This is a genomic window from Rhodococcus sp. X156, from assembly GCF_004006015.1.
GTDB lineage: Bacteria > Actinomycetota > Actinomycetes > Mycobacteriales > Mycobacteriaceae > X156.
In genome coordinates, this window is record NZ_CP034766.1 from 457,931 (window position 1) to 471,449 (window position 13,519).

Here is a 13,519-nt window from a genome sequence, read left to right on the forward strand (position 1 = left end):
CGTGGGGCCAGGTCGTCGCCACGACGCAGGGGGAGCATGCCGACCAAGACGCACTGCCCGTACTGCTCGCTGCAGTGCGGCATGACCCTCACCGCCCCGGCTCCCGACGCCCCGGCTGACGCCCTGCCGCTCACGGTCGCGCCGCAGGAGGACTTCCCCACCAACCTCGGCGGGCTGTGCGCCAAGGGCTGGACCTCCGCCGAGCTGCTGGCCCACCCCGAGCGGCTCACCCAGCCGCTGGTGCGTGACTCCCGGCACGAACCACTGCGCCCCACCACCTGGGACGACGCGCTCGACCGGGTGGTGGCCGGCATCCGCCGCAGCCAGGACGCCCACGGCCGCGACAGCGTGGGCTGCTTCGGCGGCGGCGGCCTCACCAACGAGAAGGCCTACCAGCTGGGCAAGTTCGCCCGGGTGGCGCTGGGTACGGCGTCCATCGACTACAACGGCCGCTTCTGCATGTCCTCGGCCGCCAACGCCGCCGGGCGGGCCTTCGGCATCGACCGCGGCCTGCCCTTCCCGCTGGCCGACGTCGCCCACGCCGACGCCGTGCTGCTGGTGGGCAGCAACCCGGCCGACACCATGCCCCCGGCCATGCAGTTCTTCGACGCCGGCCGCGAGCGCGGCGCCCGCCACGTCGTCGTCGACCCCCGCCTGACCGGCACCGCCCGTCGCGCCGAGCTGCACCTGCAGCCGGTGCCCGGCACCGACCTGGCCCTGGCCAACGGCATGCTCAACATCGCCATCCGCGAGGGCCTGGTCGACCACGACTACCTCGCCGAGCGCACCACCGGCTTCGAGGCGGTGCGCCGGGCGGTGCGGCTGTACTGGCCCGACCGGGTGGAGCGCATCACCGGCGTCCCCGAGGCCGACCTGGTGGCGGCGGTGCACCTGCTGGCCGAGGCGCCGCGGGCGATGATCCTCACCGCCCGCGGTGCTGAGCAGCACAGCTCCGGCTCGGACACGGTGATGGCCTACATCAACCTGGCGCTGGCCCTGGGCCTGCCCGGACGGCCCTACTCCGGCTACGGCACCATCACCGGCCAGGGCAACGGGCAGGGCGGTCGCGAGCACGGACAGAAGGCCGACCAGCTGCCCGGCTACCGCCGCCTGGACGACCCCGCGGCGCGGGCGCACGTGGCGGGGGTGTGGGGCGTGCACCCCGACGAGCTGCCGCAGCCGGGGGTCTCCGCCTACGAGATGCTCGACACCCTGGGCACCGACGGCGGGGTGCGGGCGCTGCTGGTCACCGCTTCCAACATCGTGGTGTCCGCCCCGCGGGCCGCGCACGTCACCGAGCGGCTGCGGGCGCTGGACCTGCTGGTGGTGTCGGACTTCTTCCTCTCCGAGACCGCGGCCCTGGCCGACGTGGTGCTGCCCACCACCCAGTGGGCCGAGGAGACCGGCACCATGACCAACCTGGAGGGCCGGGTCATCCTGCGGCAGCAGGCCATCGACGCCCCGGACGGTGCGCGCACCGACCTGTGGATCATGCGTGAGCTGGCCGAGCGCCTCGGCCGGCCGTTCTTCTCCGACGACCCGGAGGTGGTGTTCGCCGAGCTCGGCCGCGCCAGCGCCGGCGGCAAGGCCGACTACTCCGGGCTCAGCCACCAGCGCCTCGCCCAGGACCAGGGCGTGTTCTGGCCGTGTCCCTCCCCGCGGCACCCCGGCACCCCGCGGCTGTTCACGGTGGACTTCCCCACGCCGGACCGGCGTGCCCACCTGCACCCGGTGGAGCACAAGGGCACCGCGGAGGTGCCCGACGAGGAGTACCCCTACTACCTGAGCACCGGCCGCCTGGCCCGGCAGTACCAGTCGGGAACCCAGACCCGGCGAGTGCCGTCCCTGGCCGCCGACGGGGCCGGTGCCGCGGTGCAGCTGCACCGCGACCTGGCCCAGCGCCTGGGCGTGGGCGACGGAGCCCTGGTCCAGCTGCGCACCCGTCGGGGCAAGGCGGTGATGGCAGTGGAGGTGGTGGCGGGCATCCGCCCGGACACCGTCTTCGCACCCTTCCACTGGGGCGGGGAGTCCAACGCCAACCTGCTCACCAACCCGGTCCTGGACCCGTACTCCCGCATGCCCGAGTTCAAGGTCTGCGCCGTCGCGCTGGACCGTGCCGACCTTGCTGACCCAGCCCGCCCCACCGACACCGAGAGCGAGCCGAGCCATGCCTGACAGCAGCACTCCCCGATTCCTGCAGGGCGTCTTCGCCTTCGACGGCAAGGGCCTGGACAGCCCCTTGCCGCTGTCCCCCGAGCTGCGCTACTCGGTGCCGCCGGGAGCCACCACCCAACCGGTCTACTTCCGCGGCGGCAACAGCGCGCCGGAGATGATCACCGTGGTGCTGGTGCGCGACGGAGCGCCCATGCGCTACTTCCCCATCGCCGCCTCCGGGGCCTGTCACGTGCCGCTGCGAGTGGTGGAGGACCTGCTGGGCGACACCGTGCTGGAGATCCACGTGGCCGCTCCGGAGGGGTGCAGCGGGACCGTGGTGGTCGACCTGGGGCTGGTGGAGGTCTGATGACGCTGCTCGAGGAAGCCCCAGCCGCCCGCAACGGCCACGAGCCGTCGCGCTCGCGCCTGGTCGTGGTGGGCAACGGGATGGCCGGGGTGCGCGCCGTGGAGGAGATCCTGGCCCGCGACGGTGCGGGGCAGTTCGCCATCACCGTCTTCGGCGACGAGCCCTACGGCAACTACAACCGCATCCTGCTGTCCAACGTGCTGGCCGGCTCCGACGACACCTCGGAGATCTACCTCAACCCCGTCGACTGGTACACCGACAACGACATCGACCTGCGCGCCGGCGTCCGCGTGGTGCGCATCGACCGCTTCGCCAAGGTGGTGCTGGCCGACGACGGCAGCACCCTGCACTACGACCGCCTCGTCATCGCCACCGGCAGCCGCTCCTTCTTCCCGCCGATGGAGGGCATGTGGGCGGACAACACCACGCTCACCGCGGGTGTCTTCGGCTTCCGCAGCCTGGACGACTGCTCCGGGATGATCGACTACGCCGCCGGCAAGGCCCGCGCAGTGGTGATCGGCGGTGGGCTGCTGGGGCTGGAGGCCGCGCGCGGGCTGCAGAACCGCGGCCTGGAGGTGGAGGTGGTGCACGCCGCGCCCACCCTGATGAACGCCCAGCTCGACGACGACGCCGGCGCCATCCTGCGCCGGTCGGTGGAGAACCTGGGCATCACCGTGCACACCGAGAAGCGCACCGAGAAGGTGCTCAGCGCCGACGGCGCCGTCACCGGCATCGAGTTCTCCGACGGCACCCAGGTGCCCTGCGACATGCTCGTGGTCTCCGCCGGAATCCGGCCCAACGTGGGACTGGCCGTGCGGGCCGGGCTCACCGTGGAGCGCGCCATCGTCGTCGACGACCACCTGCGCTCGGTGGACGACGAGAACATCTACGTGGTGGGGGAGTGCGCCCAGCACCGCGGCCAGGTCTACGGGCTGGTCGCACCGCTGTGGGAGCAGGCGACCGTGCTGGCCGAGCACCTCACCGGCACCAACCCCAAGGCCGTCTACCAGGGCTCCCGGATGGCCACCAAGCTCAAGGTCGCCGGCGTGGACGTGGCCGCCATGGGGCTCAAGCACCCGGAGCACCCCGACGATGAGTTCGTCCAGTTCTCCGAGCCGCGCAACGGCATCTACAAGACGATCGTGGTGCGCGACGGCAAGCTGGTGGGCGCCACCCTGGTGGGCGACGTGAGCAAGGTGGCGTTCCTCATGCAGGCGTTCGACCGCGGGCTGCCGCTGCCCGAGGAGCGCATCTCGCTGATGTTCGACCTGGGCACCCCGTCGGTGGAGGTGGGGGCGGCCGAGCTGGCCGACGACGCCCAGGTCTGCAACTGCAACGGGGTGAGCAAGGCGGCCATCGTCAGCTGCGTGCAGGGCGGGCAGAAGACGGTGAGCGGGGTCTCCGCCGCCACCCGGGCCGGCAAGGGCTGCGGCTCGTGCAAGGGACTGCTGGGCCAGGTCGTGGAGTGGGCGGCCGGCGGCGCGGTGGAGGAGGACGCCTCGGCCAGCTGGTACGTGCCCGGCGTGCCCTACGCCAAGCCGGAGCTGATGCGGCTGATCCGTGAGCTCGAGCTGCACTCGGTGTCGTCGGTGTTCGCCGCCCTGGCGCCGGAGGCCGCCGAGGACGCCCAGTCCAAGATGGGCCTGGCCTCGCTGCTGCAGATGATGTGGGCCGAGGAGTACGTGGAGGAGCACGACGCACGGTTCATCAACGACCGGGTGCACGCCAACATCCAGCGCGACGGCACCTTCTCGGTGGTTCCGCAGATGAAGGGCGGGGTGACCAGCTCCGAGCAGCTGCGCAAGATCGCCGACGTCGCCGACAAGTACGAGGTGCCGCTGATCAAGCTCACCGGCGGTCAGCGCATCGACCTGCTCGGCATCCGCAAGGAGGACCTGCCCGCGGTGTGGGCCGACCTGGACATGCCCTCGGGCTTCGCCTACGGCAAGAGCTTCCGCACGGTGAAGACCTGCGTGGGCACCGACTTCTGCCGCTTCGGGGTGGGCGACTCCACCGCCCTGGGCATCGCCATCGAGGAGCGCTTCAAGGGCATCGCCGGCCCAGGGAAGATGAAGCTGGCCGTCACCGGGTGCCCGCGCAACTGTGCCGAGGCGCTGTGCAAGGACCTCGGGGTGGTGGCGGTGGAGGGCGGCCGCTGGGAGATCTACGTGGGCGGGGCCGCGGGTGCACACGTGCGCAAGGGGGACCTGCTCGCCACCGTCACCAGCGCCGCGGAGGTGATGACGCTGACCGGTCGCTTCCTGCAGTACTACCGGGAGAGCGCCAACTGGCTGGAGCGCACCTACAGCTGGGTGCCGCGGATGGGTATCGAGCACCTCCGCGCAGTGGTGGTGGACGACAGCGAGGGCATCGCCGAGCGCCTGGACGCGGAGATGCAGAAGGCGGTGGACGCCTACCGCGACCCGTGGACGGACGGCAGGGAACCGGCCACCCCCGGGCAGTTCCGCCCCTCGCTGCCGCTGACCGTGCTCCCCCAGGTGCCGGTCCGGTGAGCGCCGAGCCGCTGGAGGAGGTGGACGCCCCGGTGGTGGGCCACCTCGAGGACATCCCGGTGGGGGAGGGCCGGGCCTTCGCGGTCGCCGGTGACCAGGTGGCGGTGTTCCGGCTGCGGGACGGCTCGCTGCGGGCGCTGGACGCGGTCTGTCCGCACCGGGGCGGCCCGCTGGCCGACGGCCTCACCGACGAGCGGGTGGTGGTCTGCCCGCTGCACGGCTACACCTACGACCTGGCCACCGGGCAGGAGATGTCCAGCGGGGCAACGGGAGTGTGTGCCTACCAGGTGAGCGCCGACGAGGGCGGAGCCATCAGGATCGGTCCACGAATCGCACGGTGAGGCGCGCCCCCGCCCACCGTGCAGCACGGCTCTGCCTGCGATGATGTGCCGGACGATCAACGCTGCGGAGAGCTGAGGCCGGGATGACAGACACGGGCACCGACAGTCGGATGGTGGTCGCGACGGAGGTGCACCTGACCCTGGCGCGGCTGTCCCGCCAGCTCCGCCGCGCACGTCGCCCCACCGAGCTCGCCGTCGGGGCGATCTCTGCGCTGGACGCCCTGGTGCGCCTCGGGCCCACCCGCCTCGGTGACCTCGCCGCTCGTGAGCAGGTGGCCGCGCCGACCATGTCGCGGATCGTGGCGATGCTGGAGACCGAGGGCTACGTCGAGCGCAGCCCCGACCCGCAGGACGGCCGCGCCCGTCTCTTCGGGGCCACCGAGCAGGGGGAGCTGCTGATCACCGGGGTGGTCTCCGAGCGCACGCGGGCCCTGGCCGACCGCCTGGACCGGCTCTCCCCGAGCCAGCGGGACGGGCTGATCGAGGGCCTGCGGGCGCTGGAAAGCACCTTCTCCTGGGACGACCCGGCCGGGGCTAGTCGCTGAGGTAGCGGTAGCGGTGGTGCTCGGTGAAGCCCATCGACCGGTACAGGCCCAGCGCCGCCTCGTTGCCCTCCGCCACCTGCAGGTAGGCGCGCTGAGCGCCGCGCTCGTGGCCCCACCGCAGCAGGGCGGTGCACACCCGACGGCCGAGCCCGGTGCGACGGTGCTCCGCCGCCACCTCGATGGCGTTGAGACCCAGCCACCTCGTGCCGTCCGGGGCGGTGGTGAGCGCGCCGCGCCCGATCGCGAGCGGGTGCTCGCCCCCGATCCTGGCGAAGCCGAGCTCGCCGTCGAGCACCGCGGAGACCACCTGCGCGGCGACGTCGGGCGCCGGTTGTCCGCGGTAGTGGTAGCGCTGCAGCCAGGCCGCGTCAGGTGCGCTGGCGATCTGCACGTCTGGCGCTGCGGCTGCCCCGGGATCAAGGGGTGCGGTGAGCACCACGACAGGGTCGGCCGGCTGCCAGCCCAGCTCGGCGAAGCGCATCCGGTCGGGCACCTGGAAGCGCACCGGCAGGTCCCGCTCGGCGTACCAGGCACGCACCTGCTCCACGGCGTCGTCCACGCCGGGCGGGCCCACCACCAGCACCGTGTTGGCCCGGTTGCTGAAGCCCGCACCGGCGCGCAGCAACCACCGGCCCAGCCACTGCTGCTCCAGCCCGGGCCAGGCGCGCGCCGCGGCCTCCTCCAGGTTGGCGATGGCGCGGGCGCTCACCGGAGCGGCCGGAACGGCCTTCAGCGCCACCACCTGCTCGGGGGCCACGCTGGTCAGCTGGCCGTCGGCGGACTCCACCACCACCAGGGGGCCCAGCGACCGGAGGGTCCCCAGCCGGTCGGTCATCGGGTGACTGCCGCCAGCAGGCAGCCGGTAGCGCAGCATCACCCGCTGGCCGAGCGAGGGCAGCGGCGGCACTAGTGGCCGAAGGGGTCGGGAACCTCGCCGGGCATCCAGCTCAGCCCCGGCACGCCCCACCCGTTGCGCTTCACCATCTTCTTGGCGGCCCGCTGGTTGCGACCGACGAGCACGTCCAGGTAGAGGAAGCCGTCCAGGTGGCCCACCTCGTGCTGCAGGCAGCGGGCGAAGAAGCCGTGGCCGGCGATGTCCACCGGCTTGCCGTCACCGTCGACCCCGGTGACGCGCGCCCAGTCGGCCCGCCCGGTGGGGTAGCCCTCGCCGGGCACCGAGAGACAGCCCTCGTCGGACTCGTCCGGGTCGGGCATGGTCTCGGGGATCTCCGAGGTCTCCAGCGTGGGGTTGACCACCACGCCGCGGCGCATCACCACGTGCTCGGGGTCGTCGGGGTCGACGTCCGGGCAGCCGTAGACGAAGAGGCGCTTGCCCACGCCCACCTGGTTGGCGGCGAGGCCCACGCCGTTGGCCGCGTCCATGGTGTCGAACATGTCCTGGATCAGGGTGTGCAGCTCGTCGTCGAAGTGCTCGACGGGTGCGGTGGGGGTGTGCAGGACAGGGTCACCGACGATGCGGATGGGCAGGATCGACACAAGCGCGGAGTCTAGTCGGGCGGCCCACCAGCACCTCCGCCGGCGACGACCACCACGGGCCGGCGGCGACCGCGGCCGGGCCCGCCCACCAGGCTGCGCACGACCTCGTCACCACCAGCGCCGATCCGCCGCCCCTCTCGCCGCGGCGGGTGGCGGGTGGGACGTATTGCTCTGCGTCACAAGGAAATTGCGTTCTGTCACGAAAGGGCAGTGATCCTGGCTAGGCTGGCGAAATGCACAGCTCCGGAGTCCTGACGCCCCTGGAACGGGTCCTGGCCGACGGGCACCTGGCGCCGGTCTACCAACCCCTCGTCCGGCTGGACAGCTTCGAGCCGGTGGGCTTCGAGGCTCTCGCCCGCGGGCCGGTGGGCACCGAGCTGGCCAACCCCGCGGAGCTGTTCGGCGCCGCCCGGGCCGAGCAGCGCCTGGCCGAGCTGGACTCCGCCTGCATGGCGGCCGCGTGCGCCGGGGCCGCCGAGGCGGGGCTCACCGCCCCGTGGACGTTGTTCGTCAACGTGGAGCCCGAGGTCGCCGACGACGTGGTGCTGCCCACCGCGAGCGCCGCCGGCGAGGACGCCCAGCCGGTCCGCATCGTGGTCGAGCTGACCGAGCGTGCCCTGGCCGCCGACCCCGCCGCCGTACTGCGCCTGGTCGACCGCATCCGCGCCCGCGGGTGGGGCATCGCCCTGGACGACGTCGGCGCCAACACCGAGACCCTGGCCCTGCTGCCCCTGGTGCAGCCCGACGTCATCAAGCTCGACCTCAGCCTGATCCAGGGCAAGCCCACCGCCCGCATCGCCCGCGTCTTCAACGCCGTCGCCGCCGAGGCCGAGCGGTCCGGCGGCATCGTCCTCGCGGAGGGCATCGAGACCGAGACGCACCTGCGTGCCGCCCTGGCCCTGGGCGCCCAGCTGGGCCAGGGCTGGTACTTCGGCCGGCCCGGCCCGCTGCCCGCCGAGCTGCCGGCCGCCCCGAGCGTGCCCGTGCACGTTCGCCGCCGGCCGGTGGTCGACCCCACCTCGCTCACCTCCTTCGAGCTGGCCGCCCTCGAGCGGCCGGTGCGCACCTCCACCAAGGACCTGCTGGTGGAGGTCTGCAAGCACCTCGAGCGCCAGGCCGCCGACGTCGGCGAGGCGTGCATCCTGCTGGCCGCCTTCCAGTCCGCCGACCGGTTCACCGAGCACACCAAGAAGCGCTACAGCCAGCTCGTCGACGGCGCGGCCTACATCGGGGTGCTCGGGGTGGACATGCCCGACCACGTCGTCCCCGGGGTCCGCGGGGTCGCCCTCGACCCCGACGACCCCCTCGCCCTGGAGTGGGACGTGGTCGTGGTGGGCCCGCACTTCGCCGGCGTGCTGGTGGCCCGGGACACCCCCGACGGCCGCGACGGGGCCGAGCACGTCCTGGAGTACGTGCTGTCCTACGACCGCGACCTGGCCATCACCATCGCCACCGGCCTGATGGCCCGCATGCAGCCCTAGCGGCGACGACGACGCAGGTCAGGCCCCGCAGCGGGGGCCGGTGGCCACAGCCCACCGCGCCGCCGCCACGGTGCGCCGCTACCGGGGCGGGCCCGGCTCCCGTGGTTGAATGACCGACGAAGAACACGCGTGTGATTCGGCTGGTGTCCGGCCTGGTCACCGCCCAGCATCGTCGTCAGCCGAGGAGTGACATGGACGTCGCAGCTTCGAGCCTGCCCACCGACGGGGACCGGGTCCCCATCGCCGAGGCGCCCGACGCCGAGGTCCCCGCGGGACTGACCCGGCGCGAGCACGAGATCCTCAGCTTCGAGCGCCAGTGGTGGAAGTACGCCGGCGCCAAGGAAGACGCCATCAAGGAGCTCTTCGACATGTCCGCCACCCGCTACTACCAGGTGCTCAACGCCCTGGTGGACACGCCCGCCGCCCTCGCTGCCGACCCCATGCTGGTCAAGCGGCTGCGCCGGCTGCGCGCCAGCCGGCAGAAGGCCCGCGCGGCCCGCCGACTCGGGTTCACGGTCACGTGAGCGCCAACCCCAAGCCCCCGCACCCGCCGATGCGGGTCCTCGGGATGTTCCTGGTCATCCTGGCGGTGGCCCTGGTCGGCGTCGGCGTGCTGATCAGCGGTGGCTCGCAGGACAACGCCGCCGCCCCGGCCCCTGCCACGTCGGCGCCGGCGCTGACCACCTCGCCGGAGGCCACCACTCCCGCCCCGCCGAGCACCACCACGCCGGAGCCCGCGACCACCACACCGCCCCCGAGCACCACCCCCTTGGCCACGCCCGCCTCCAGCCAGGTGGGCGTGCAGGTGCTCAACAACACCACCACCCGTGGGCTCGCCGACCGGGCCGCCCAGCAGCTGCGCGGCGCGGGCTGGGACGTGGCCAAGGTGGGCAACTACCCGGGTGGGATCGTGCCCAGCACGGTGGTCTACTTCCGTCCCGGCACCGACGAGCAGGCTGCGGCGACCAGGCTGGCCGGCACCCTGGGCGCCAGCGCCCAGCCTCGGCCCTCCGGCTTCGCCACCTTCGGCGACGGGCTGATCGTGGTGCTCGCCTCCGACTACGACGGTTGAGCGCTACTCACCCCGTGCGTGGTCCTGATCACGGTGGGTGACGGTCACCGCGACCGCACCGACCGGGCATAGTGGTCCGCGTGAGAGTTCAGGCCATCGCCCCGCTCGGCGACATCACCACGTGGCTGCGCAGCAGCGGCCTGCTCATCGTGCTGTACGTGCTCGGTGCCATCCTGCTGGCCCGCTTCGTCAGCTGGGTCGGGCAGCGCATCACCGACCACATCGATGACACCTCCGGCAGCTCGGACGCGCTGGTCCGCTCGGAGCAGTCCAAGCACCGGCACGCCGTGGCCCAGGTGATCACCTGGATCGCCATCGTGCTGCTCTACTGCCTCACCGCCGTGCTCGTCCTGGACGCGCTGGGCATCCCCATCACCGGCCTGGTGGCTCCGGCGACCGTGCTCGGCGTGGCGCTGGGCTTCGGTGCCCAGCGCGTGGTGCAGGACCTGCTCGCCGGCTTCTTCATCATCGCCGAGCGCCAGTACGGCTTCGGTGACGTGGTGCGGATCTCCGCGGTCGGCTCGGTCACCGGGGTCACCGGCACCGTGGAGGACGTGTCCCTGCGCGTCACCCGGCTGCGCAGCGCCGACGGCGAGGTGGTGATCGTGCCCAACGGGCAGGTGGTGCAGGTGACCAACCTGTCCCGCGACTGGGCCCGCGCGGTGGTCGACGTGCCGCTGCCGCCGTCGGTGGACATCACCGTGGCCAACGAGGTCCTGCACCAGGTGGGCGCCGACATGTACCAGGACCCCGACTTCCAGCCCCTGCTGCTGGACGAGCCGAGCGTGATGGGGGTGGAGAGCTTCACCGTGGAGCAGACGACGGTGCGCATGGTGGCCCGCACCCTGCCGGGCCGGCAGTTCGAGGTCGGCCGCCAGCTGCGGGTGCGGGTGGCCGTGGCGCTGCGCCAGCACGGCATCAACGTCTCCGCCGCCGAGCTGGAGGCCCCCGCCGCCGCCGTCCGGGGGGAGACCGCAGATGCCTAGCCAGAGCCCGCGGCGCCTGCCGCCCTACCTGCTGCACGGCAAGGTGCGCACCTCCACGCTGCTGCTGTCGCTGCTGTTCCTGCTGGTGCTGGCGCTGTACCTGGTGGTCCGCCCCGACCCGGCCGCCACCCCCCAGGGTCCCAGTCGTGCGGTGCAGCCAGCCGGCCCCGCCACCACCTCCGAGGTGGTGCCGAGCACCACCACCCGGGCGCCGACCACCACCACGGCACCGCCCGTCACCACGACGGCACCGGAGGAGACCACCACCGTGCCGCCGGCCACCACCACCACGGAGCGGCCCAGCACCACCACGGCACCGGGGACCGCCCCCACGACCACGCAGCCGCGCTCCTCGGTGGCTCCCACCACCACGGCCGCGACCACCTCCGCACCGTCGCCCACCGCGGCGACCGCCGAGGAGCCCTAGCTCAGCTCGGCTCGGGGCGGGTCGTCAGTGCCGGCCGGCGCCGGGTCGCCGGCCGGCGGGCACGCCACGCCGACGCGGCGGACGCAGCCCCAGGCGGCGGGTGGAGCGCGAGCGCCGGATGGCCGGACGGGGCGTGGGCGTGTCCACGATCCAGGCCTCCGGGTTGCAGGCCAGCCAGCGGAAGCGGTACATCGCGTAGGGGATGTGCGCGGCGTAGAGCACCAGCGCCACCACCATGAACAGGTACGGGAACAGCAGCAGACCGGCGAAGGCCAGGCCCACGGCCATCAGCAGGAAGCTGGCGTAGCGCAGCGGCACCCGTGCGGTCTTCAGCGACAGGGTGGGCACCCGGCTGATCACCAGCGCCGAGACCACCACCATCCAGATCAGCGACGCAGTGGTGCCGCACCACCAGCCCTCGCCCCACTGCTGCTGCAGCGCCACCGGCAGCAGCACCAGCAGCCCGCCGGCGGGGGAGGGCACGCCGGTGAAGAACTCCTTCTCGTACACCGGTGCCGTGGTGTCGTCGAGCAGCGTGTTGAACCGCGCCAGGCGCAGCACCACGCTCACCACGAACAGCAGCGAGACCACCCAGCCGCCGTTGGTGCCGTGCAGCACCGTCACGTAGAGCACCAGCGCCGGTGCCACCCCGAAGGAGACCGCGTCGGCCAGCGAGTCCAGCTCGGCGCCGATGCGGCTGGTGGCGTCCAGCAGGCGGGCGAGGCGACCGTCCAGGGCGTCCAGGACGGCGGCGGTGCCGACCAGGGCCAGCGCCGCACCCAGCTCCCCGTCGAGAGCGAACTTCAGCGAGCTCAGTCCCGCGCACAGGGCCAGCACCGTCACCACGCTGGGCAGCAGGCGCACGCCGTTGCGCCCACCGCGCTCGTCGGCGGTGGCCAGGGGCGCACCCGGGCTGTTCAGCGCCGTCCGGCGGGTGCTCACGGCAGCTCGGCCAGCACGGTCTCGGCGCCGATGGTGCGCTGGCCGACGTCCACCAGCACCCGGCTGCCCGGCGGCAGGTAGACGTCCACCCGGGAGCCGAACCGGATCATCCCGTAGGTCTGCCCGCGGGTCACCTGCTCGTCGGCCACCACGTCGCAGACGATGCGGCGCGCGATCAGCCCGGCGATCTGCACCACGGCCAGGTCGTGCCCGTCCTCGGTGTGCAGCCACAGCGAGGAGCGCTCGTTGTGCTCGCTGGCGCCGGGCAGCTCGGCGGAGAGGAACCGGCCCGGCCGGTAGGCCACCGTGCGCACGGTGCCGGCCACCGGGATGCGCTGCACGTGCACGTCGAAGACCGACAGGAAGACGCTGACGCGGGGGACCGGCTCCTCGCCCCACACCTCGCTCATCCCCAGCTCGGCGGGGGGCAGCGCGGTGTCCACCAGCGCGATGGTGCCGTCCGCGGCGGCCACCACCAGGCCGGGCCGCTGCGGCGGGACGCGCGTGGGCTCGCGGAAGAACGCCGCGCAGGCCAGGGCGGCGACGGTGCCGGTGCGCCGCAGCAGCCGAGACCGTCGGCCCAGCACCGCCAGGGCGGCCGGGGCCAGCACGAACGGGCGACCGGCGGGGTGCAGCGGAGGGATGCTCTGGCGCGCCAGCTCCAGCAGGCCGTGCACGCTGGTGGTCGGCAGCTGCTCGCCGGGGTCGACGGGCTTCGGTCTGCGGGCCATCTGGGTGAGCATCTCCTCGAGGTCGGGGCGCCCGGTCGTGCCCCTCCGGCAGAGGAGCGAGCACAGCGATGGGCGGGTCACACGCTACGTGACCCGCCCATCGTCGCGGCGTCGCTGCTGCTCAGCGACGCGCAGTCGTGCTCAGCGCCGACCGGTCACCAGCTTGACCAGCCAGAGCAGGATGACCGCGCCGAACAGGGCGATGAAGAAGGTGAACCACCATCCGCCACCGTCGACGTCGACGCCGAAGATCTGCAGGATGAGGCCGCCGATGATGGCGCCGACGACGCCGACCACGACGTTCAGGATGATGCCCTGCTGGGCGTCGGTGCCCATGAACTTGCTGGCGATCCACCCCGCCAGGCCGCCGATGATGATGTAGGCGATGACGCCCACGCTGGTCTGGCCGGCGCCGATGCCGGCGGCCAAGAGTTCCTCGGTCATGACGTTGCTCCTTGTTCGT

General features: G+C 73.0%; 15 protein-coding genes. 10 read left to right on the forward strand and 5 right to left on the reverse strand.

The features are described 5' to 3' along the window. Positions 1-36 precede the first annotated feature (36 nt). The 5 genes from ELX43_RS02200 to ELX43_RS02220 all read left to right on the forward strand — a co-directional run bounded on the left by ELX43_RS02200 (position 37) and on the right by ELX43_RS02220 (position 5,920). A complete protein-coding gene (locus tag ELX43_RS02200; RefSeq protein ID WP_127781943.1) occupies positions 37-2,175 on the forward strand; it encodes a molybdopterin oxidoreductase family protein in 2,139 nt (712 codons plus the stop codon). After that, positions 2,168-2,521: a molybdopterin oxidoreductase gene (locus ELX43_RS17720; RefSeq protein ID WP_127781944.1), complete on the forward strand. Its 354-nt coding sequence runs from the start codon at positions 2,168-2,170 to the stop codon at positions 2,519-2,521. The genes ELX43_RS02200 and ELX43_RS17720 overlap by 8 nt, the downstream gene beginning before the upstream one ends. Beyond that, positions 2,521-5,034, forward strand: a complete 2,514-nt coding sequence (gene nirB, locus ELX43_RS02210) for a nitrite reductase large subunit NirB (RefSeq protein ID WP_127781945.1) — start codon at positions 2,521-2,523, stop codon at positions 5,032-5,034. Before ELX43_RS17720 ends, nirB begins: the two co-directional genes overlap by 1 nt. Positions 5,035-5,045: 11 nt before the next feature. Continuing rightward, positions 5,046-5,375, forward strand: a complete 330-nt coding sequence (locus tag ELX43_RS02215) for a Rieske 2Fe-2S domain-containing protein (RefSeq protein ID WP_127784599.1) — start codon at positions 5,046-5,048, stop codon at positions 5,373-5,375. Between the two features lie 110 nt (positions 5,376-5,485). Then, a complete protein-coding gene (locus ELX43_RS02220; RefSeq protein ID WP_127781946.1) occupies positions 5,486-5,920 on the forward strand; it encodes a MarR family transcriptional regulator in 435 nt (144 codons plus the stop codon). On the opposite strand, the gene ELX43_RS02225 is transcribed toward ELX43_RS02220, so the two are convergent. Continuing rightward, entirely contained in the window at positions 5,910-6,827 is a 918-nt protein-coding gene (locus tag ELX43_RS02225; protein WP_241249641.1) for a GNAT family N-acetyltransferase, read from the reverse strand. The two genes, ELX43_RS02220 and ELX43_RS02225, sit on opposite strands and share 11 nt — an antisense overlap. Then, positions 6,827-7,417, reverse strand: a complete 591-nt coding sequence (locus ELX43_RS02230; RefSeq protein ID WP_127781947.1) for a peptide deformylase — start codon at positions 7,415-7,417, stop codon at positions 6,827-6,829. Before ELX43_RS02230 ends, ELX43_RS02225 begins: the two co-directional genes overlap by 1 nt. 233 nt (positions 7,418-7,650) lie before the next feature. Here ELX43_RS02230 and ELX43_RS02235 point away from each other — a divergent pair, with 233 nt between their 5' ends. The 5 genes from ELX43_RS02235 to ELX43_RS17530 all read left to right on the forward strand — a co-directional run bounded on the left by ELX43_RS02235 (position 7,651) and on the right by ELX43_RS17530 (position 11,383). Then, positions 7,651-8,898, forward strand: a complete 1,248-nt coding sequence (locus ELX43_RS02235; protein ID WP_127781948.1) for an EAL domain-containing protein — start codon at positions 7,651-7,653, stop codon at positions 8,896-8,898. Positions 8,899-9,089: 191 nt separating this feature from the next. Beyond that, on the forward strand, positions 9,090-9,422 hold the full coding sequence (locus ELX43_RS02240; RefSeq protein ID WP_241249643.1) for a DUF3263 domain-containing protein: 333 nt from the start codon (positions 9,090-9,092) through the stop codon (positions 9,420-9,422). After that, the gene (locus tag ELX43_RS02245) at positions 9,419-9,970 is read left to right on the forward strand and encodes a LytR C-terminal domain-containing protein (protein ID WP_127781949.1); all 552 of its coding nucleotides are present in this window, start codon (positions 9,419-9,421) and stop codon (positions 9,968-9,970) included. Before ELX43_RS02240 ends, ELX43_RS02245 begins: the two co-directional genes overlap by 4 nt. A gap of 80 nt (positions 9,971-10,050) precedes the next feature. Continuing rightward, positions 10,051-10,956, forward strand: a complete 906-nt coding sequence (locus ELX43_RS02250; RefSeq protein WP_206518075.1) for a mechanosensitive ion channel family protein — start codon at positions 10,051-10,053, stop codon at positions 10,954-10,956. Further along, on the forward strand, positions 10,949-11,383 hold the full coding sequence (locus ELX43_RS17530; protein ID WP_164860554.1) for a hypothetical protein: 435 nt from the start codon (positions 10,949-10,951) through the stop codon (positions 11,381-11,383). Before ELX43_RS02250 ends, ELX43_RS17530 begins: the two co-directional genes overlap by 8 nt. A gap of 24 nt (positions 11,384-11,407) precedes the next feature. Here the strand turns inward: ELX43_RS17530 and pssA are convergent, their stop codons facing one another. The 3 genes from pssA to ELX43_RS02270 all read right to left on the reverse strand — a co-directional run bounded on the left by pssA (position 11,408) and on the right by ELX43_RS02270 (position 13,500). Then, a complete protein-coding gene (gene pssA / locus ELX43_RS02260) occupies positions 11,408-12,325 on the reverse strand; it encodes a CDP-diacylglycerol--serine O-phosphatidyltransferase (protein ID WP_241249645.1) in 918 nt (305 codons plus the stop codon). After that, on the reverse strand, positions 12,322-13,056 hold the full coding sequence (locus tag ELX43_RS02265; RefSeq protein ID WP_127781951.1) for a phosphatidylserine decarboxylase: 735 nt from the start codon (positions 13,054-13,056) through the stop codon (positions 12,322-12,324). Before ELX43_RS02265 ends, pssA begins: the two co-directional genes overlap by 4 nt. Positions 13,057-13,197: 141 nt before the next feature. After that, positions 13,198-13,500 (reverse strand): GlsB/YeaQ/YmgE family stress response membrane protein, encoded by a 303-nt coding sequence (locus tag ELX43_RS02270; RefSeq protein ID WP_127781952.1) that lies wholly within the window; start codon positions 13,498-13,500, stop codon positions 13,198-13,200. Positions 13,501-13,519 lie beyond the last annotated feature (19 nt).